The sequence below is a fragment of the Halomicronema hongdechloris C2206 genome (genome assembly GCF_002075285.3).
Classification (GTDB): domain Bacteria; phylum Cyanobacteriota; class Cyanobacteriia; order Phormidesmidales; family Phormidesmidaceae; genus Halomicronema_B; species Halomicronema_B hongdechloris.
The window spans coordinates 1282647-1301478 of sequence record NZ_CP021983.2; the positions used below are offsets into that span (position 1 = coordinate 1282647).

The 18832-nt window shown below is 56.4% G+C and carries 24 protein-coding genes and 1 tRNA gene; 14 read left to right on the forward strand and 11 right to left on the reverse strand.

From position 1 onward, the window contains the following. Nucleotide 1 precedes the first annotated feature (1 nt). The 6 genes from XM38_RS05955 to XM38_RS05975 all read right to left on the reverse strand — a co-directional run bounded on the left by XM38_RS05955 (nucleotide 2) and on the right by XM38_RS05975 (nucleotide 2312). Entirely contained in the window at nucleotides 2-319 is a 318-nt protein-coding gene (locus XM38_RS05955; RefSeq protein ID WP_080811605.1) for a hypothetical protein, read from the reverse strand. 3 nt (nucleotides 320-322) lie between these two features. Then, nucleotides 323-559, reverse strand: a complete 237-nt coding sequence (locus XM38_RS05960) for a hypothetical protein (protein ID WP_080811603.1) — start codon at nucleotides 557-559, stop codon at nucleotides 323-325. A gap of 75 nt (nucleotides 560-634) precedes the next feature. Beyond that, nucleotides 635-817, reverse strand: coding sequence for a hypothetical protein (locus XM38_RS05965; protein ID WP_080811601.1), 183 nt, complete (start codon nucleotides 815-817; stop codon nucleotides 635-637). 78 nt (nucleotides 818-895) lie between these two features. Further along, nucleotides 896-1039, reverse strand: a complete 144-nt coding sequence (locus tag XM38_RS25795; protein WP_187329304.1) for a hypothetical protein — start codon at nucleotides 1037-1039, stop codon at nucleotides 896-898. Between the two features lie 31 nt (nucleotides 1040-1070). Further along, nucleotides 1071-1295: a hypothetical protein gene (locus XM38_RS05970; protein WP_187329305.1), complete on the reverse strand. Its 225-nt coding sequence runs from the start codon at nucleotides 1293-1295 to the stop codon at nucleotides 1071-1073. 18 nt (nucleotides 1296-1313) lie between these two features. Further along, complete coding sequence (locus XM38_RS05975; RefSeq protein ID WP_080811598.1) at nucleotides 1314-2312, reverse strand: ParM/StbA family protein; 999 nt, start codon at nucleotides 2310-2312, stop codon at nucleotides 1314-1316. A 158-nt stretch (nucleotides 2313-2470) separates the two neighbouring features. Between XM38_RS05975 and XM38_RS05980 the strand changes: the two genes are divergently transcribed. The 6 genes from XM38_RS05980 to XM38_RS06000 all read left to right on the forward strand — a co-directional run bounded on the left by XM38_RS05980 (nucleotide 2471) and on the right by XM38_RS06000 (nucleotide 7053). Continuing rightward, on the forward strand, nucleotides 2471-2677 hold the full coding sequence (locus XM38_RS05980; protein WP_137455022.1) for a type II toxin-antitoxin system antitoxin: 207 nt from the start codon (nucleotides 2471-2473) through the stop codon (nucleotides 2675-2677). Continuing rightward, a complete protein-coding gene (locus XM38_RS25800) occupies nucleotides 2670-2879 on the forward strand; it encodes a hypothetical protein (protein WP_187329581.1) in 210 nt (69 codons plus the stop codon). The genes XM38_RS05980 and XM38_RS25800 overlap by 8 nt, the downstream gene beginning before the upstream one ends. Next, entirely contained in the window at nucleotides 2872-3315 is a 444-nt protein-coding gene (locus XM38_RS05985; RefSeq protein ID WP_137455023.1) for a hypothetical protein, read from the forward strand. Before XM38_RS25800 ends, XM38_RS05985 begins: the two co-directional genes overlap by 8 nt. An 800-nt stretch (nucleotides 3316-4115) precedes the next feature. Then, nucleotides 4116-6521 carry a DNA primase family protein gene (locus tag XM38_RS05990; protein ID WP_137455024.1) on the forward strand — a complete coding sequence of 802 codons (2406 nt, stop codon included), beginning with the start codon at nucleotides 4116-4118 and terminating at the stop codon, nucleotides 6519-6521. Continuing rightward, the gene (locus tag XM38_RS05995) at nucleotides 6511-6777 is read left to right on the forward strand and encodes a hypothetical protein (RefSeq protein WP_137455025.1); all 267 of its coding nucleotides are present in this window, start codon (nucleotides 6511-6513) and stop codon (nucleotides 6775-6777) included. Before XM38_RS05990 ends, XM38_RS05995 begins: the two co-directional genes overlap by 11 nt. Then, nucleotides 6778-7053 (forward strand): helix-turn-helix domain-containing protein, encoded by a 276-nt coding sequence (locus tag XM38_RS06000; protein WP_080811590.1) that lies wholly within the window; start codon nucleotides 6778-6780, stop codon nucleotides 7051-7053. A gap of 154 nt (nucleotides 7054-7207) precedes the next feature. On the opposite strand, the gene XM38_RS06005 is transcribed toward XM38_RS06000, so the two are convergent. Together XM38_RS06005 and XM38_RS06010 are read right to left on the reverse strand one after the other, a co-directional pair. Continuing rightward, nucleotides 7208-8305, reverse strand: coding sequence for a tyrosine-type recombinase/integrase (locus XM38_RS06005; RefSeq protein WP_080811588.1), 1098 nt, complete (start codon nucleotides 8303-8305; stop codon nucleotides 7208-7210). Between the two features lie 144 nt (nucleotides 8306-8449). Continuing rightward, nucleotides 8450-8523 (reverse strand) — tRNA-Val (locus tag XM38_RS06010). Between the two features lie 146 nt (nucleotides 8524-8669). On the opposite strand from XM38_RS06010, the gene XM38_RS06015 reads away from it, so the two are divergent. From XM38_RS06015 to XM38_RS06025, 3 genes are all read left to right on the forward strand, one after another. Beyond that, on the forward strand, nucleotides 8670-9455 hold the full coding sequence (locus tag XM38_RS06015) for a DUF1350 family protein (protein WP_088431547.1): 786 nt from the start codon (nucleotides 8670-8672) through the stop codon (nucleotides 9453-9455). Between the two features lie 192 nt (nucleotides 9456-9647). Continuing rightward, nucleotides 9648-11132 carry a TldD/PmbA family protein gene (locus tag XM38_RS06020; RefSeq protein ID WP_080811587.1) on the forward strand — a complete coding sequence of 495 codons (1485 nt, stop codon included), beginning with the start codon at nucleotides 9648-9650 and terminating at the stop codon, nucleotides 11130-11132. A 91-nt stretch (nucleotides 11133-11223) separates the two neighbouring features. Further along, nucleotides 11224-12567 carry a TldD/PmbA family protein gene (locus XM38_RS06025; protein ID WP_088429323.1) on the forward strand — a complete coding sequence of 448 codons (1344 nt, stop codon included), beginning with the start codon at nucleotides 11224-11226 and terminating at the stop codon, nucleotides 12565-12567. On the opposite strand, the gene XM38_RS06030 is transcribed toward XM38_RS06025, so the two are convergent. Beyond that, the gene (locus XM38_RS06030) at nucleotides 12564-13463 is read right to left on the reverse strand and encodes a hypothetical protein (RefSeq protein WP_088429325.1); all 900 of its coding nucleotides are present in this window, start codon (nucleotides 13461-13463) and stop codon (nucleotides 12564-12566) included. The two genes, XM38_RS06025 and XM38_RS06030, sit on opposite strands and share 4 nt — an antisense overlap. A gap of 471 nt (nucleotides 13464-13934) precedes the next feature. On the opposite strand from XM38_RS06030, the gene XM38_RS06035 reads away from it, so the two are divergent. The 4 genes from XM38_RS06035 to XM38_RS06050 all read left to right on the forward strand — a co-directional run bounded on the left by XM38_RS06035 (nucleotide 13935) and on the right by XM38_RS06050 (nucleotide 17093). Further along, entirely contained in the window at nucleotides 13935-14171 is a 237-nt protein-coding gene (locus XM38_RS06035; protein WP_080810490.1) for a DUF2949 domain-containing protein, read from the forward strand. 73 nt (nucleotides 14172-14244) lie between these two features. Further along, entirely contained in the window at nucleotides 14245-15768 is a 1524-nt protein-coding gene (locus tag XM38_RS06040; protein ID WP_080810488.1) for an AAA family ATPase, read from the forward strand. A 39-nt stretch (nucleotides 15769-15807) separates the two neighbouring features. Then, entirely contained in the window at nucleotides 15808-16617 is an 810-nt protein-coding gene (locus tag XM38_RS06045; protein ID WP_080810486.1) for a Nif3-like dinuclear metal center hexameric protein, read from the forward strand. Nucleotides 16618-16619: 2 nt separating this feature from the next. Beyond that, complete coding sequence (locus XM38_RS06050) at nucleotides 16620-17093, forward strand: hypothetical protein (RefSeq protein WP_080810485.1); 474 nt, start codon at nucleotides 16620-16622, stop codon at nucleotides 17091-17093. 53 nt (nucleotides 17094-17146) lie between these two features. Here the strand turns inward: XM38_RS06050 and XM38_RS25805 are convergent, their stop codons facing one another. Continuing rightward, nucleotides 17147-17476, reverse strand: coding sequence for a hypothetical protein (locus XM38_RS25805; RefSeq protein ID WP_080810484.1), 330 nt, complete (start codon nucleotides 17474-17476; stop codon nucleotides 17147-17149). Between XM38_RS25805 and pdxH the strand changes: the two genes are divergently transcribed. Continuing rightward, complete coding sequence (pdxH, locus tag XM38_RS06060) at nucleotides 17469-18104, forward strand: pyridoxamine 5'-phosphate oxidase (protein ID WP_080810482.1); 636 nt, start codon at nucleotides 17469-17471, stop codon at nucleotides 18102-18104. The genes XM38_RS25805 and pdxH overlap by 8 nt on opposite strands. Before the next feature lie 80 nt (nucleotides 18105-18184). On the opposite strand, the gene XM38_RS06065 is transcribed toward pdxH, so the two are convergent. Further along, nucleotides 18185-18805, reverse strand: a complete 621-nt coding sequence (locus tag XM38_RS06065) for a ParA family protein (protein WP_080810480.1) — start codon at nucleotides 18803-18805, stop codon at nucleotides 18185-18187. Between the last annotated feature and the right edge of the window lie 27 nt (nucleotides 18806-18832).

Consider the following 18832-nt stretch of genomic DNA (forward strand, 5'->3'; position numbering starts at 1 on the left):
CTTAGCCCCCCGTAGGCATCAATGAGGCGATTCCCTCAATCAACCGCACGGCATCGCTAGCCCCGTTTAGCTCTGAGTCCAGCTGGGCCAGCAGTTGCAGCAATCGAGGGTGAGAGGTAAATGAATAGCCATTGTTCTCGGCAATGACGTGTAGGTACTCGCTATGGCCGTCCATGGTGACCATGTAGGCAGCCTCGGCCAGGATGGCAATTAGGGCAAGGCGCTCGGGCGTCGGCATCTTCTGCAGCTTCGACCCATATAGGGTCTCTAGCTGGGCCACAGCATTGCTATGAAAGAAGCTGGTCAAACACTGCATCATGGCTTAGCCCTCCACAGCAGATACGTGACCAGAGCCACCACAGCGGCCACAGGACAGCCGCTTCAGGTAGTGCCCGCTGCACTGAGGGCACAGCGGATTAGCTCGGCCATAGGCGGCAAGCGCGGTCTCTAGGTTGGCCAACATATCAACAGCCTGAACTAGGGCGGCATCCCGACTGAGCTCTGGGCTATTGCCCTGAATGCGGGCAGCGAATTCTCGGATATCGTGGGCAGTTAGCATTGGAAAAGCTCCTATCTGATGGGCTAGACGGGGGAGTTGGCTTGGCGGCGGCTCCCCCGCCATCGAGGATGGTCTCTAGCGGTGAAGGCTCTCGACAAGCGCGATTCGGTCGTCGATCACCGGGTGGTAGCTGGGCAACGTTTGGGGCTTCAGCGTTGCCCAGGCCCGCTTCAATGCGGCCCATTCGCTGGGGCTTGGAGCAGGTGCCCCAAACTCAGTCAAGTCTTCCAGGCGGCGGCGAATTTCGATCAGTTGCATAATGATTTCAGTCCTTTCCTTGAGTGGTTTGGGCAATGGGGGGAGTGAAGCTGTCCAGGCGGCTCCCCCGTCATCGGCTTATTCGTAGCAGTATTCTTTTGCGCTGACGTAGGCCGTAATATCGCGGGAATCGTGGATCTCGAGCAGGGCATCGAGGATAGTTTCCAGGTCGTACTCCGAACAGATTTCGCGTAACAGCTGTTTCTGGCAGTCAATGGTCATCGTCGGGTCTCCTGAGTAGGACAGTAGGACGTTAGAGCGTTACGTCGGCCCAGTCTCCCGATAGGGCAACCCCATCAGAGTCGGGCATTGACGCGGTCGGCGCTGGGGGCGTAGGTGCGTTCCCGGCAGGGGCACCACAGATGTAGTCCTGAGCGATGAGTGTCTGCATGTAGACGTCGACAGGAACCCCAGCAGCTGCAGCCCGTTCGGCAATCAATTGGGCATATTCGGCAGACAAGTAGAAGCGTTGTTTCATCTCCATCTATGAGCCCTCCTATAGGCGATAGATGCCTTTCAGCTCCATTTCTTGGGGCTCCTGGCAGAGGGCCACTCCCAGCTGGTGAGCCACTGAGGCCACCCCTGGCAGCAGTGCGCCACCGCCAGCAATCACCTTCACTGGGCATTTCTGGAAAATATGAGCCCCTTCGACCTTGGCCGCGTGAATGCGGCCCTTGAGCCAAGGCTCGAAACACTGCAGATAGGCATCCCTGAAGCTGTCGCCAGAGTGCCCCCACAGCTCAAACGTGCGAGCCTCAACCCCTAGGCGGATTGCTTCAGGACTAGGGCGAGTGCCGGTAGTGTTGGCCAGAGTGGCAATGGATTCGAATAGCTCTGCCACCCCTCCATTGAGGCTGAGGCTGTCGATCATGGCCCGGCTGCTGGGGTCAAAGCCGCTGATAGTGCTGTTCTGATAGCCCAAATCCAACACGGCAACGGGGCGATCGGTTGCGATCGCAACGGCAGTCCCCAGGGACTCAGGCACCGGCTTAACACCAGTCACGTTGATGGTGATGCGGCGGCCAGCATTGACGGCGACATCGTGCAGTCCCACCAGAGGCTTTAGCTCACCTGCCATCTGTGGAGTAGGCACAGACGCGGTCAAGGTGACGGTAAAAAGCTCCACATCGTCAGGGGCGATTTGAGCCAGCATGGCTAGGGCTAGCGGGCCATACCACTTAGGCTTGAGGCCATGGGCTAGCGATTCCAGCGTGGTGGCCGACTCGAGATTCTCGCCGGCGGCAAACTCACCCGCGTAGGGACTGTTCGTGATTTTTACCCGTAGCTGAGTAGCAGAACCAGCGCCAGTTAGGGGGATTTGGGGTGCTACCAGCGATCGCAGCCGGTAGAATTGCCCGCCATCGAACACCTTCGCAAACCCGGCCCCGACCGCGATCGCAACCTTGTTCGCATCCGCCCCAATTGGGGCGGTATCGGCCGCTTTCGGCAGGACACTAGGGGGAGACAGTTGGGGGTCTGAAGTGGCTGTAAGCATTGTCGTTTCTGGGATAGGAGTGCATCTGGCCGCGAAACTTCTTTTTCCGGTATCGACCGAAAAGGTTCGCAACCGTTCTCCACCTGTGATAGCATGAGGTCGCTACGGTTCGCAACTGTAATGAACGATTTCTAACTGTACAGATGAGGAATTACCCTATGAATGAAGCGTTGCTAGGCGATGTGCCAACTAAGAAGCCCAAGGTATCAGTGGTGATGGATGAGTCTCTCAAGGCTGCTTTAGAAAAGTGGGCAGAGAAGGAAAGCCGCACTGTCTCCAACCTTTGCGAGCTGATACTGAAGGGTGCTGCTCGAGACGCTGGATATCTGGACGCTAGTGGCGACGACGAGGAAGGAAATGACTGACCCTAGAGCGCGCACCACAAGCCATTGGGCCGTCAGCGAGGAATGCTGCAAGCAGATGGCCAGAAAATATGGTTGGACCTTGCGAGAGGCGAGGCGACGACTGGAGGCCAATGATCCATTAACTTGGGAGTGCATCTATTCTGGTGATGCCGAATTTCCTAAAAGCGCCATGGACTATTCAGGAGGGGCAGACGATGACTAGGCAAATCCTTTTCTATCCTGAAGCTGGGTACAGCAGTTTGCCTGACTGGCAATATGGCCATCATGCTGGCGATTCGGAAAGCGTTACTACCCTGCTGCGTGAATACTATGACGGCGCTGGGAATGAGCCCATCAGCGTAGGACACCGGCCCTTCGACTTCAAACGTGATAACGACGCGGCAACATTCGATCATCGTGGTGGCGTTACCCACCGACGGCTATCGCCCTGGCGCGTAACCAAGGTGGATGAGTATGTCGGCAATACCGGGCAAGAGGATATGGACGGCATCGTGGTGGCCTACTGCACCTACGACCCTCTGCCCGAAGAGCAGAACCCTTGGGTTGAAGTCGAGCCCGCGATTGTCTCTGTCGAGTCCTTCGACGGCGATAGGGCCGCCTACGAGGCCTGGAAGAAAACGCAGGTCGTGACAGCCTGAATTAACCGACTACTCAGATCTGGGTAGTCTGGAGAGCTCCCCACCGATGCCGACCAGGGGGAGAGAGTTGGGCTATGCCTTCAGCAAGGAAACGGCTTCCAACTGGGTAAAACCAGGGGCAGCAGAACTTTCAGGCAATTCGTGACAGGTTTTGCACAGGCTTTGTACAGGGGTGTGCACAGTTTTACCACAATGTCGGGAAGCCTTTAATAGATAGCATCTCAGCGCATTTTCCTGGTTTTGTGTACTAAAAATAGAACATTTATAGAACATTTTTTGTACTAAAAATAGAACACGGAACACCTGGTGCGCATCGGTTTTAGCGATCCAAATCGCAAATTTTGCGCTATGGTATGTTCGTATTGCAGGGGTTGGTGAGATGGCAAAACCCGTTATTAGTTTTCGTCTGCCGGATTCGTTAATTGACCAGGTGCGATCGCATTCGCAGATTTCGGGATGTACCCGAACGGATTTGGTGATCACCGCTCTGCGAGAATACCTGGCCAAAAAACAACCCCCGGTCGCGAGTTGAGCGGCGGGGGTTCGCATTTAAAGCAAAAACACTGACCCGGCAGCCAGTGTTTGAGGAGTTAAAAAATGTCGTACCAAAATGATAGCGCATTTTTGCGTGACGAACACCGCCAGCACTTCATTGATGAGGGGTGGAGCGACGCTGAGATCGAGCAGGCGATCGCCTGGGGTGTCCATTCAATCGACCGGGATGAGGCGGCCCAGCAACTAGGCTACACACCCCCCGTCTGGCGGCATCTGGTTCCCCACACAGCGATAAATGGGGGCAGTTGCGACCTGATAACCGCCACTGGACGGATGGGCAGGAATCGCCAAAATATTGCAGCCCGCGCGGCGATATTGACCGGCAGGCACTGTGGGTGCCACCCGGTGCAACGCTTAGCGACCTGGCCGCCGTCACCGAGGGGTGGAAGGACGCGGCGATCGCCACCATCCGCACCGGGCGGCCCGTTGGTGCAATTGCGGGGGTTTCCCATATCGCCAAAACGCTGCCTGCAGGTGTTGGGGTAACAACCGTTTTTGACAGCGATGGCCTGACCAACGCCAACGTCATGCAGGCCCTGATCAGGGGGGGGCTGCACCTGGGCGGCAAAATTACGCTCATCCCTCGGGATATTGGGGAGAAATGTGGGGCCACTGAATTTTTTGGCAGTGGCCGGACACAGTCTGATTTTGACCAATTGTTGGCGGGCGCGCGAAACCCCCGAGCGTTTTTCCTGCAATGGTTGGGGTATCTCAGCGATGCTCCCCTGCCCAAAAACTGCGACACGCTGACGGCCCTGTATCAGCGGCTGTGGCGGATCGCCTGGCATCTCGACAGAGACTGCCATGAACTGCGGAGTCGGGTTGAGGCGTTCATCCAGGCCCATTCTCGGGCCAATGGCGTCAAATTGAATAAACCCGATGTGCGAGCCATTCGCAGTGCGGCCACAAAACCACTCTGGGAGCGGGAATCGCAACGGCAACTGGCAGAGCGCAGGGCGGCGGCGACAACTCAAACAGATTCATCCTGGACTGTCAAACGCTGTTTCGATGATGCGATCACCCTCACCCCCGACGGGGTCCGACTGCCTCCAACGGGCAAATTGGCGGCCCTGATGGAGCAGAGCTGGTCGAAACATTTGAAATGGCGGCTCGATTTTTCCAGTTTTTATGCATACGGCAGGACGACACCTGGGCTGTGGGAGCGGGTCAGCGATCGCGAGGTGAAGGAACTCGTGCAGCGGGAGCTAGATGCTGCTGGAACTGATGGGGAATATGGTTTGACCGTGGTTGATAATACTGTGGCCCTGTTGAGCCAACGGGTCTCGGTGCGGCAGCTGCCACAGGCCCACGGCTACATTCCATTCCGCAATGGGGTGTTGCGGGTTTCGGACAGGACCCTGCTGGAGCACAGTCCTGACTACGGGTTCACCTGGCAATTGCCCTATGATTACATCCCCGGGGCAGAGTGTGGCCCGGTTGTGGACTGGCTGGGGTGGGCGGTGAACGGAGACAAAACAGTTGTCCAACTCATTCGCGCCTGTCTCAAAGCGATGATTTTGGGACGTACAGATTTTCAGCGTTATCTCGAAATCGTTGGGCCTGGTGGAACAGGGAAGGGCGTGTTAATTCGTCTAATTCAGGCCCTGCTGGGGAGGTCGAACACCGTCAGTACCTCTCTATCACGCATCGCCAACAGTAGGTTTGAGACAGGGCGATTCATGGGGAAACGATTGATTTTCATCCCTGATGCGGACTACAACCCCACGGCCGTCGACACGCTCAAACAATTGACCGGTGAGGATTTTATTCCGTGGGAGCGCAAAAACGAGAACTCTGATTATTGCGATGGGTTCACCCTGGAGGGGTGGGTGATGGTGGCGACCAACAGGGAAATTGTTGCCAGCGATCATACGAATGCACTATTCCGGAGGCGAATTCCAATCTATTTCAACCACGTGGTTCCTGATGGCGAGCGGCGGGATCTAATTAGTTTTTGCCCCGATGGCAGTCTACGAGGCGAGTTTGCCGACCTCCTGCCGGGGGTGTTCAACTGGGTGCTCGACATGCCGGATAAATTGATGGAACGGTATATCAAAAACCCGCGAGAGTACGTGCGCTCGATGGGTGAGTTCCAGGCCGAGACATTACTCGAAACCAACAGTGTGGCGGCATGGGTGGACGAAAATGTTGTTTATCAACCGGGCGAATTTGCAAAAATCGGTGGCAAAAACAACCCCGCAGACAGCTGTCTATACCCGAACTATGTGGCATGGTGCGAGGCTACGGGCAGCAAGACCGTGGGTCTCAGGACATTTGTGAAAGACTTCAAAAATTTGTTTTGTAATGAATTGGGGTTGGATGTCTCGAAACGGCGCGATCGGAACCGAGGCTCTGGGTTTGACAATATTCGCCTGCGGATTTGTGGGGGCGATGGGGAGCCCCGAGAGGATGAGCCCTGCACGGTTGAGCGGGCATTGGGCGGCTCAACCCAAAACGATACCAACGGTGATGGCGATGGCATTTCATTGTCGAAACAGGATTTAAAACAACTTCTAAACCTCTATTCTGATGACCCACCAGTTTTTGAATCCGAGCTGCAGCGATTGTCAGGGCTGCAACGGGATCATCTCTACCAGGAGTTGCCTGAACTCAGGCCCATGGCGGGGGAGGTGAATGGGCATGTTAGGTGAGAGCGAGTTGAGAGATTTGGTGATCATCTGCAAAGCGGCACTCGTGGGGGGCCAGGATTCTCTATCAGACCTGTTCAGTCTGCTGGGCTACCTCACCCAGGAGGACAAGCGGCAGTTTTGGCAATGGCTGAAAACCAATGACGAGCTGTTGGTTACCCGCCTGAAACGGGCGAAACAGCGCCTAGAGGCTAATCCGCCACAGCCACAGCCACAGTCCTGGTATTCAGATCGCCTGAAGCGGGCAAGGGGGATGTAGATGCAGATGACCCTGCTGACCACTGATGAGGCGTGTGAACTCCTGCGCTGTAAGCCAGACTCCCTTAAGACCCTGCGCGATAGCTGGATTCACGGCGTCCACTACGTTAAACGCGGTCGCGGCCCCACGGCCCCAGTGCTCTACAACCGAGAATTGATTCTCGACTGGCTGGTCAACCAGGATGCTCCCGAAACCCACCAGGCTGCAATCGAACACTTCAGACGCAGCCTGCCCAGTGGCCAAAAACGAACCATTTCACGAAAACCGAAAGGCTGACCCCCTTGCTGTGTAGGGGTGTGTAGGGGTCCTGTGTAGGGGGCAATCTCAACCCCTACACGCTGAAACCCTTGCTGTGTGGGGCTTGTGTAGGGCGTGTAGGGGTGTGTAGGGGTTATCCCTATACTCATAGGGGACACGCAAAAAAAAATATTTAGAACAGGTTCGGTGTTTCTGGATGACTTTTGATGAGGCCGGCATAGTTTTCGTAGAGTGTTTTGACGTTATGGCCCGTGATTGCGGCAACCTCTACCGGGTTCATGCCAGACGCTAGGGCATGGCTCACAAACGTGTGGCGGGTGTGATAGGCCGACCGATACTCTATGCCAGCGGCGGCCAGCACCTTAGCCCATCCCCGAGCACTGAAATTCTTGGCGTCCATCGGTCCCCCCTCTGGAGCCGGGAACACCAGATCGTCGCCCTCGACGCCTGCAGACATTCGCGATCGCAACATCTCAGCCAGGGAAGCACTCAGCTTCACTTCCCTGGGTTTCTTGGTTTTGGTGTCCTTAAACTCTCCATGGCTGTAGGCTTCACCAAGCCAGACCACGGTGCAATCTTCATTCAGGTGGCGCCACCGGAGCCCATTTACCTCCCCAGTTCGGCATCCCGTCGCAAACTTGAACTGGACATAGTCGGCATAGTGGCAATAGTAGGGAGAGTCCCTGAACCCTTGAATGATTCGTTTGACCTCATCCCTGCTGAATGCTCTAGGCTTCTGCTTTGGCGACTTGCGGATTGTCAATTCTGACCAGGGGTTAGCCGTCACCAATTCCTGCTCTATGCCCCAATCCCATGCAGCCTTGAGCAGGCCCAACCGCTCAAACACTGTGGACGGCTCTAGGTTTTCCATAAGCCATTGCAGGAAGTCGTCAGCAGTGTCTTCGCTCCCCACAGCACCGTCGCCAAAATATTCTCGAAGCCAGGTCACCAGGCCGTAGTACTTCTCTAAGGTGCGAGCCTGGACCCGCTTCGCTTTCCACTCAATGAACCGCTCGAACAAGTCAACAGCGGTTATGATCTGCGGTTGCTGGCTGGGGTCTGTGCGGTATTTCCCCAACGTTGCGTCAAAGTTATTGGAGAGCATATCCAGCCGAATTTCTGAGGCCCGGCGCTTTGCAACCTCAACGTTGATCGGGTCATACCGTAACCCAAGGCTGAGGTAGTAGCGCTTCCCATGGTGGCGCCACCGGAGCTGTATCCATCCCTCTTTGTTCGCGATCGCAACTTCGCCTTTAGGTGTCCTGGGCATAATTCACGGCACCATTCCGCACCCATTAAACAGCCAAAAGCCCCATTCTTTCGTCAAATTCCGGGAAGCTTCCGCACCCATTTCCCCGTTTTGCCAGCCCTATGCAATCGTTGAAATGCCTTGAAGCTACGGGTTTTCAGGGGATGGACGTAACTGGACTCGAACCAGTGACCTCCACGATGTCAACGTGGCGCTCTAACCAACTGAGCTATACGTCCAAGCGAGATATCACAGTAGCACAGGAGCTTTATCCGGTGCAATAGTTGACCCCACAGGGGCCTGAGCTATTGTCACCATGGCGGAGTAAACCCCTTTAGGATAGAGAAGGTTGATTTGAAGTTTTGTAAAGGTTGCCCCCATGGCAATTGACTGGCAGGAAGTCTCTGGCAACTGGTTGTGGGTTCCCCCTCGTCCCAAGGCCATCATTCATTTTTTGGGCGGAGCGTTTGTAGCGGCAGCCCCTCATCTCACCTACCAGTGGCTGCTAGAACAGTTAGGGCGACAAGGATACGCGGTTGTGGCCACGCCGTTTGTCAATACCTTCGACCATGCCACCATCGCCAAAGAAGTCGCGATTACCTTCGAGCAGGGGTGGCATTATCTCCACCGACAACGGGGGCTAGGTTATCTACCGATTTACGGGTTAGGTCACAGTATGGGTTGCAAAGTTCATCTGCTAATCAATAGCCTGCCCCTGAAGCATTCCCAGAGTACCGAGCGGGCTGGCAATATCCTCATGTGTTTCAATAATTATCCGGCTCGGCGGTCTATCCCGCTGCTGGATCAGGTGATGCAGTTTTCTCCCAATCTGGCGGTGGAATTTACCCCATCTCCTCAACAAACCCTGGAGATTGCTGCCGAGCAATACTCCGTGCGCCGCAATCTTCTAATTAAATTTCGCCGGGATGAGATCGATCAAACCCACTCCCTAGCCGATGTGCTGGTGTCTCGGTTCCCTGAGTTAACCACAGTGCAGATTCTACCTGGCACCCATACGACTCCTGTCGCCCAGGACATCTCCTGGCAACCAGGCCAGTCCTACAGCCCATTAGATGCCATTGGCCAATTCATTAAACAGGAGTTCTATCGCGATTTGAATCGATTGCAGAGAGCCGTTTTGCTCTGGCTAGATCCGATAGGGGTCTTGTAGGGAGTGAAGCAGGGTTGCCCATTGCGACGGGCTGGATGGAGAGCGAAGCGGTAATACCATCGTTTGATCGCTGCCATGAGCTATTAGGCAGCTGTAAAGGACCGGGAGTGCTAAGGGCTAATCTGTGCCAAAATCTGAAATCTGGTTTGTTAGACTGATGAAAACAGTTACAAACCGCAGGATCGATACCCTATGACGGTTGCTACCTCGCCCACTCAGCTGCTGCGCACCCAAGAAATTCCCCATTTAAGTTATACGGCCACGCGCGACCGCTTCGATGATACTTGGGAAGCTCCCTTGGCCACTCTGCTGGGGTTGGGCCGTGCGGCTGGAGCCGACTTAGTCGAGTTTTTCCTAGAGCACAATCACTTTATTAGCTGCCTAGCCGAAGACGATGCCATTACCAGCCTCTCCCCGCGGCTGGTTACCGGTGCTGGGGTGCGCGTCTTTCGGGGTAAGGGCGACTGCTATGTCAGCACCAATGATCTCTCCTTCACTGGGTTGAAAGTGGCCCTGGAAAAGGGGCTAGCAATCTTAGGCCTATCGTTGCCGGGGCCTCACGCCCACATTCCTGAGATCAATTTGGAGTTAATGCGGGACTATGCCGCTGCCAACCAGAAGGAAGGCTGGCTGCAGCGGTGCAGTTCCATGCAAGAGATGGGGGATGTGCTGTTGGCGGCCAATGGTGTCTTGGCCCGGCAGGCGAGCCATATCCAGGCCCGGCGGGCCACGTATTTTCGGGATTGGCAGGAAGTCTTGGTGGCCGCCAGTGATGGCACCTTTGCCCGCGATATTCGCCTGACTCAATCGGTGGGCTTTAATCTGCTCTGTGCCGACGGCGACCACCGCAGCTCTATCAGTCAGCGGCAGGGTGATAGCAGTGATCCCAATTTTCTGCGCCAGTGGGACTACGAAACGACGGCCAATGGGATTGCCGAGTCGGCTGGGAAGATGCTCTATGCCGACTATGTGGAGTCGGGTAACTATCCCATTATCATGGCCAATCAGTTTGGCGGGGTGATTTTCCACGAAGCCTGTGGTCACCTGCTAGAGACGACCCAAATCGAGCGGGGCACCACTCCCTTCATCGATAAGAAAGGGGAGAAAATTGCCCATGAGAGCTTGACGGCTTGGGATGAGGGGCGGTCACCTCAGGAGTTTGGCACCCTAGACATGGATGATGAAGGGATGCCTACCCAGCGCACGCTGTTGATCGAAAACGGCGTCTTGAAGAATTTCCTCAGTGATCGGGCGGGGGCCCTGCGCACTGGCCATCCCCGTACCGGCAGTGGACGGCGGCAAAACTATACCTATGCCGCGGCGTCGCGCATGCGCAACACCTATATTGCCCCGGGCGATTACTCCTTGGAAGAACTCTTTGCCTCGGTGGATAAGGGCATCTATTGCAAGAAAATGGGCGGCGGCAGTGTGGGCCCTACCGGCCAGTTCAACTTTGCCGTCGATGAGGCCTATTTGATTGAAAATGGCCAGATTACCAAACCCCTCAAGGGGGCCACGTTGATTGGGGAGGCCAAGGAGATCATGCAGAAGATTTCCATGTGCTCTCAGGATTTGGGGCTGGCACCGGGGTTCTGCGGCTCGATTAGTGGCAGTATTTATGTCACCGTAGGGCAGCCCCACCTGAAGGTAGACTCGATTACGGTCGGTGGCCGCTAGGGTATCTCTGGGATGATAGGGTATCAGCGGACCACAGGTCTGCTATATCAGTCTGCTCAGTTATTTCATTTCACTCAATCACAGCGCAATCATGCCAACGGTTCAAGACATTGCAACCTATGCCGAGACCAGTGCCCGCAAGTTGGGGATTGGGAAGTACGACCTCTACGGGGCGTCGGTGGATGAAACCAGCGTCCAGGTGGATAAGGGAGAGCCGAAGCAGGTCAAGGCCTCTCAGCGCTCGTCGGTGATCGTGCGGGTCTGGAATGATCAGGGCCGCCTCGGGGTTACCACCACCACCGATGTCGATCCGAAGGGGTTGGAGTTGGCGCTGCAGACGGCCCAGGAAGCCAGTGCCTTCGGAGCCAAGGAGCATATCCCTGACTTTAGTCCTGAGGCAACAGCTGCCATTGCTGATAAGGACGTGGGGCTGATTCCCCCGGTAGAGGTGCCTGAGTTGCTTGAGACCTTGGTTACGGCAGAACAGGCATTGCTGAATGCTCACCCTGCGATCGCAAGTGTGCCCTACAACGGCCTGGCCCAACGGAGCCTGGAACGGTTCTACCTCAACAGTGCCGGGGCCCGACGCCAAGAAAATCGCTCCTACGCGTCCATTTACCTCTACAGCAAGACCGAGCAAGAGGGGCGCAAGCCTCGCTCTGCCGGGTCGATTCGACTCCATCGAGGGCTACAAAAGCTGGACGTGCAAGCTTGCATCAAAGAAGCCCAAGAGAAAACCATCAGTCATCTAGACTATCGCCCCATTCCTTCCGGCCAGTATCGCGTCGTGTTTTCGGCCGAAGCCTTTCTCAGTCTGCTTGACGCCTTCTCCAACCTATTCAACGCCCAGAGCATTCTCGATCGCCGTAGCCTATCCACCCCAGACTCCCTGGGTACCCAAATCGCCTCACCGCTGCTGACGGTTTACGACGATGCCCTCCATGCCGAGAATATCAGCGCCGAAACCTTCGACGGCGAAGGTACCCCCACCCGGCGAGTGGCCATTATCACCGCCGGGAAACTGAGTAACTTCCTCCACAGTGCTGGTACCGCCAAGCGGCTAGGTGCCCAACCCACAGGCCACGCCAGTATCGGCGCTAAAGTCAGCGTCAGTCCCTCCTTCTACCACGTGGTTGCGGCAGAGTCGGCCCCTGAGCCCCTGAGCCTAGACACCGCAGATAATGTGGTCTGGATCGACGAGCTACAGGCCCTTCATGCCGGCGTCAATGCCCTGCAGGGCGCCTTCTCTTTGCCCTTTGACGGCTGGCTGGTGAACCAAGGCAAACGAGTCAGCATCGAATCGGCCACCGTCGCCGGGGACATTCGCTCGGTGCTGCAGTCGATCCTCTATATCGAACCAGAGCCGGAAATTACTCCAGGCGGCGTATGTCCTCGCGTCTGGGTGGATGTCCTGTCTATCACTGGCGAAGCCTAACCTTGCCATTCCCTTAAGCTGACCCTCACGGGCCGGGCCATTGCTTCAGGTTGTGGCGACGAGGGAGAGGCTTCATCTAAGTAGCACCTGAGGTGGTCCCCTTCCACAATGACGTCACCGAGAGAGGTGCGAATGCATAGCCGGCCCGGTTCATGGCGAACTACATCCTCTAGTAACTTAGGGGGATTTGGGTTTTTTACAGCAGCCCCCGGGGGAGATGGTTGAGCCACAGGGGCTGGCACCCGGTGAATTGGAGGCGGTGGCAGCGGGACGACCAGCGACGCTGGGTCAGCAGCCGTGGACTCATTCTGCCGAGATGATCTAACTGCTGCAGTTGGTCGAGCCGGTAAATACTGAGTCTCTTCCGCCTGGTCTTTGTCCAGCCACACCACCCAATCATCGCCCTGGTGGGCTGTTTCCCCTAGGTAGGTTTTCAGGAAGAGGGTACCCTGATTCAAGATAATGTCGCGAATTGGGTACCACTCCCGCTGGGTGAATATCAATAAATCAGTTTGGATGGCCTGCCGTTGTAGATGGCGACGGCGGGTCCACCAACTTTTCCATAGCTCTCGGGCTTGGGTGTAGCGCAACTCATAGCCAGCGGGAGTGGGGTGATATTCGTAGCGACAAACCTCTGGGGCAGCATCACAGCCAACGGGGACATAATCGTGAACCAGCAAGACCTTTTGCAATAGCTCAGCATAATCCGTCTGCTTCCGTATACAGACGGTCGGTGGTAGTTCTCTTAATTGGGCGACGGCTAACCATTGGCCATGCTGACCGATTAACTGACAGTCGTTGTCAGCCGGTTGAATTCTCAAATGCTGATTCGACTTCAAACAAGCATTCCCTTGAACGAATAGGCGAATCAGACTTAAATCATCGAGGGTAGACATGGGATCACTGGCACCCTAACGCGGCATGGTCGATTCCCTGGGGCTGTCTGCACGGAAGTACTGATGTAGCCGGCAGCTCAGGATTGGTATCGCAAATCGCAGTTTGTCGGGACGATTTGGATGCCTGAAATCCCTGGGCAGCAAGATGTGTACTTCTGCCTTTACTATGGCTATGCTGGCAGTGGTTTGCCCTATCCTCAGGGTTCCCACCCTAGGGTGGGAACGCTCATCCTCAGTTGTCTAGGGCTAGCCAATCGATCTTCCTGAACTAAGCAGTTGAGCAAGCAACCATGCCCTAAAACGACAACTGCCAATTCCCCCTTTCCCCGGCATTGCAGCGGGTTCGGATCACAAGAACTGGTGGGGGGCCAACCCTTGAATATAACAGCAGCTTAATTTCTGTCTCTAGAGTCAGCCGCTCTGCATGATTTTTCGCTATTGTCTAACGATACCGTCACCCATCAGGATGCTATGGATACATCGCCCCCTCAGGAAGACCTGATCTCATTTTTGCGCTATGAGTTAGCCGTACCGGTAGATTCGATTAATTTGGGCCTGCGGCAGAGTCGTCATGCCCCCAACCTGCTACCTATCGTGCTCTGGCAGTATGGTCTGGTTAGCACCCAGCAGCTCGATCAGATCTTTAAGTGGCAAGAACAACAATCTCAAGTTAGGGATTCCGCACCCAGTTGGTTACGCTTGGGGTGACTGTCAGCCTGTAATTGGAGTCATCCCCATTACAGGTGGGTCTGTCGCTGGCTAACTTACTTGGGCCGTTGCCATGTCTTTTGCATCCAGTGTTCGGCATTTTCAAACCCTGGTGATCTCCTTCCATTCCATCATCGCCATCGAGACCGTAGAAGAAGAGCGAGTCGAAACCCTGATTCATACTGCCTGTAAGGATCTGCAGATGATGGTGTTTGAATGGAGTGTAGCCCAGGGACTGATGCGGTCGCCGGGGAGCCCCGGCAATCGCTGGCGCAATGGTAGCGATGGTCAACGGCCTACCCCCATCGGTAAAACCACCGATCCCCTGGATATGTTGCGTCACTTGGACGGCATCACCTACCGAGCCATTTACTGGCTGAAGGATTTCGGCCGCCATCTGAAGGACCCGGTGGTAGCGCGTCAATTTCGCGAGGTGGCCCATCAGTTTTCCTTCAATCGCTCCACTCTGGTGATCACAGAAGACAGTATGCGGTTGCCCTCTCCCCTGCACCAGGAAGCCGTTTACTTTGATTTGAAGCTACCCTCGCCGGATGAACTCTACCAGACCATTTCCCAAGTAATGCGAAATCTCGGCAGTCGGGCCAAAGTCGATCTCAGCCCGGAAGATATTCATGCTCTGGTGCAGGCGATGCGAGGCATGACTCTAAAGCAGGCCCGCCAGGTCATTGCCTATGCCGCCCTGGCCGATGGGAAGCTGATCGCCACCGATGTGGAGCGGGTGGTGCAACGGAAGGCCCAGGTTATCCATGAGGGGGGACTGCTGGATTATCTACCGGCGGCGGCGAATATGGCCCAGTTGGGCGGCTTCCAGGGACTGAAGGCGTGGTTGCAGCGGGCTTGGGTCGGCTTTAGCCCCGAGGCCCATCGCTATAACCTCCCGGCCCCGAAGGGCATCTTGATCGTGGGGGTGCAGGGTTGTGGTAAGTCTCTGGCGGCCAAAACCGTGGCCCGACAGTGGAAGCTACCGTTGCTGAAACTCGATGCTGGGCGTCTATACGACAAGTACATCGGCGAGTCGGAGAAAAACTTTCACCGGGCCGTGACCATGGCCGAGACCATGGCGCCGGTGGTGCTTTGGATTGATGAAATCGAAAAGAGCATGGGCCAAACCAGTGGGGAGGGTGATGGTGGCCTCAGTCGCCGATTGTTTGGCTCATTCCTCACCTGGCTGCAGGAGAAGTCCCAGGATATTTTCGTGGTGGCGACGGCCAATGACCTGTCGCAATTACCGCCGGAATTACTGCGGAAGGGTCGCTTCGATGAGATCTTTTTCGTGGATCTCCCCGATGCCGCTGAGCGGCAGGCCATTTTAGAGATTCACTTGCAGCGCCGCAACCAAGCGATTTCGACCTTTCATTTGGATACCCTAGTCCAGGCCACCGAAGGCTTTAGTGGGGCAGAGATCGAACATGTCATCAATGCCGCCCTCTACCGGGCATTGTATGAGCAACGGCAGTTGGACACGGCCCTGCTGCTCCATGAAATTACCAGCACTGTGCCCCTATCCATTGCCCGCCGGGAGGACATGCAGCGGCTGCGGGCTCTGGCCCAGGAGCGGTTCGTCACGGTGAGGTAGGCCTGGAGCCGGGATCGGGGTCTACGTTAGGGTAGAGCTATGACGATTGCAGACTTGATCGATTGGTTTGAGGGCTGGGCCGCTCCTAGCTGGCAGGAGAGTTGGGATAACTGCGGCTGGCAGGTGCAGCCGGGAGTACTGGAGCAGCCGCCGCAGGTGCTGGTGTGCCTGACGCCGACCTTAGCCGTGGTGCAGGAGGCCCTGGCGCTGCGGCAGCAGGGCACCCCAGTGAATCTTATCTTTGCCCACCACCCCTTGATCTTCAGCCCCTTGAAGGTCGTTGATCGGGGGAATCCGGTGGGAGAGATGGTGCGGTTAGCTCTGCTGCATGGCATTGGCATCTATAGTGCCCATACCAACTTTGACCAGGTAGCCGATGGTACCGCCGATGTGTTGGCGCAACTGCTGCACCTCCAGGACCCCGAGCCGGTGGTGCCGACTGACGCCGGGATCGGCTATGGCCGGGTGGGGAATTTGCCGCAGCCGCAGCCGCTGAAATCGCTGTTGTTGACCATTCGCCAGGTGTTATCGCCGCCGGATGTGCTCTTTTCTCCGCAGGCCGATCTGAGCCAGCCGGTTCAGCGACTGGCGGTGTTGGGGGGCTCGGGGGCCAGCTTCTTGAAGGCGGTGGCCCAGACGGGGGCCCAAGCCTATCTCACTTCGGATTGCAAATTCCATCAGTTTCAGGAGGGACGCGATCGCAACCTGGTTTTGATCGATGCTGGTCACTACGCCACCGAACGGCCTGCCTGCGCCCGTCTAGTAGACCATTTCCAGCGGCAGGGAGTGGCCTGGGCCGGCTTAAGCCAGCAAGACGAAGACTTTCGCCAGTTTCTGACTCCGCTATAGATATGGTGGATTCTTCTCTGTCCCTAGTATTGAGCGCCCTGGATGACAGCATCTACGGTCAAGTGGTGCTGCAGGTATCAATGCCATCGGCCTCCCTCTATCTGGCCGCCCAGGGGCAGTCCGTGGGGTCGATTGGCCAGAGCATCGCCCAGGGTATCGACGAGCTGGGCGGGACAGTACTAAGGCAAGAATTGCGGCTAGTACAGGGAGCCCCTCACTTACGGATACAGGCCCAGCTATCTACGGTGTCCCATGACCATGGCCAACGGCTGCGGACCGCGGTGATAGCAGCAGGCGGAGATGTCAGGCGGCTACGGCTCAGATTCCCTAGCCATGGCCCTAACTTTACCCAGCGTCAACCCTCGACCTGCCTAGGTTGTCGCCATTATTATGGTCGAGGTCACGGTCGCACTCGCCTGATCTGCGCCATGCATCCCCTGGGACCCGAGACCGACCCCTGCCCCGACTACAACTAGTACTGGCCAGTAAATATTACGCCCCTCTATCCATTAAAGTCCGACGGTAGACTTCATAGGGGAGTCCTGTTCTGCCTTCTGCCCTCTGCCTTCTGCCTTCTGCCTTCTGCCCTCTGCCTTCTGCCCTCTGCCTTCTGCCTTCTGCCCTCTGCCTTCTGCCCTCTGCCTTCTGCCCTCTGCCTTCTGCCCTCTGCCTTCTGCCCTCTGCCTTCTGCCTTCTGCCTTCTGCCCTCTGCCTTCTGCCTTCTGCCTTCTGCCCTCTGCCTTCTGCCCTCTGCCTTCTGCCCTCTGCCTTCTGCCCTCTGCCTTCTGCCCTCTGCCTTCTGCCCTCTGCCTTCTGCCCTCTGCCTTCTGCCTTCTGCCTTTAAAACGGTTATGGACATTGCCGCCCTGCGTCGAGAATATAGCCAACGAGGCTTACAGAGAACAGACTTGGCCGCAGATCCGCTGCAGCAGTTTCAGCGTTGGTTTCAAGAGGCCTGTGACGCCGAGTTGCTAGAACCCAACGCCATGGTGGTGGCCACGGTGGCGGCCGATGGCATGCCCTACCAGCGCACGGTATTGCTGAAGTACTTTGACCCGCAGGGGTTTGTCTTTTTCACCAATTACGGCAGCCGTAAGGCCCAACAGCTGCAGCATAATCCCAAGGTATCGCTGTTGTTTCCCTGGTATGGCCTGGAACGGCAGTTGCATATTACAGGGATGGCGACGAAGATCTCGACGATGGAATCCTGGCGATATTTCTCGTCTCGCCCCCGGGGCAGCCAGATTGGAGCCTGGGTATCGCAGCAGAGCCAGGTGATCTCATCGCGGCAGTTGCTAGAAGCCCAGTTTGACCACATGCAGCAAAAGTTTAAGCAAGGCCAGATCCCCCTGCCAGACTTTTGGGGAGGCTATCGGGTCGTTCCTGACAGCTTTGAATTTTGGCAAGGGCGCTCGAATCGCCTGCACGATCGGTTTTTGTACACCCGTCACCAAGATGGCTGGGATATTCAGCGGCTGTCTCCTTAACCGGCAGTAAGGAGGGGGCTATACTGGCTGCCGCGAACCGGCCCTAAACGCGTCACCCACCCCCCATCCTCCACACCTCATCATCTCCCCCGCTCCCTCCCCGCGGCTACCTGCAGGAGTTCCTGACCAATGGCCTGATAATCCTGCCAAGCTTCCTCAGCTTTAGGATCTGCCACCGCATACACCGGCACTCCCCTCAGGGCAGCCTTCTGGAACGCCGCATAGCGGCGAATGCCTCCCTGAAACAGGGACAAATGGGCTTCTTGCAACAATTGCCGCACCTCTGCCCCGGCCTTGCTAGGATGGGGCGGAATTGCCACCAGCAAGATGCGGTAGTGGCTGACGCGGATGGCATTCAGATGAGCCACGGTGAGGGTGAGGGCATCTAGGGCCAGAATGTCTGGAGTGGTGGGCAACACCAGCAGGTCACAGCTATCCGAGAGTACTGTCAGATCCTCGGCGGTGGGGCGGGCCTGGGTATCGATCACCACATGGTCATAGGGTCGGGGTTGTTCTGCTGCCCGCCATTCATCCACTACGGGAAAGGGCAGTTGGCCGCGGCTGGCCCAGCCCAAGGCAGAGCGGTTAGGATCAGCATCGATCAACAGCGTCTGGGCGTGACCCTGCAAAAACGCCGCCAGGTGAATGGCCGTCGTTGTCTTGCCGACGCCTCCCTTAAAGCTGGCCACCGTTACAATCATAGAGTCTTGAGGTCTCGATAGCGGTAG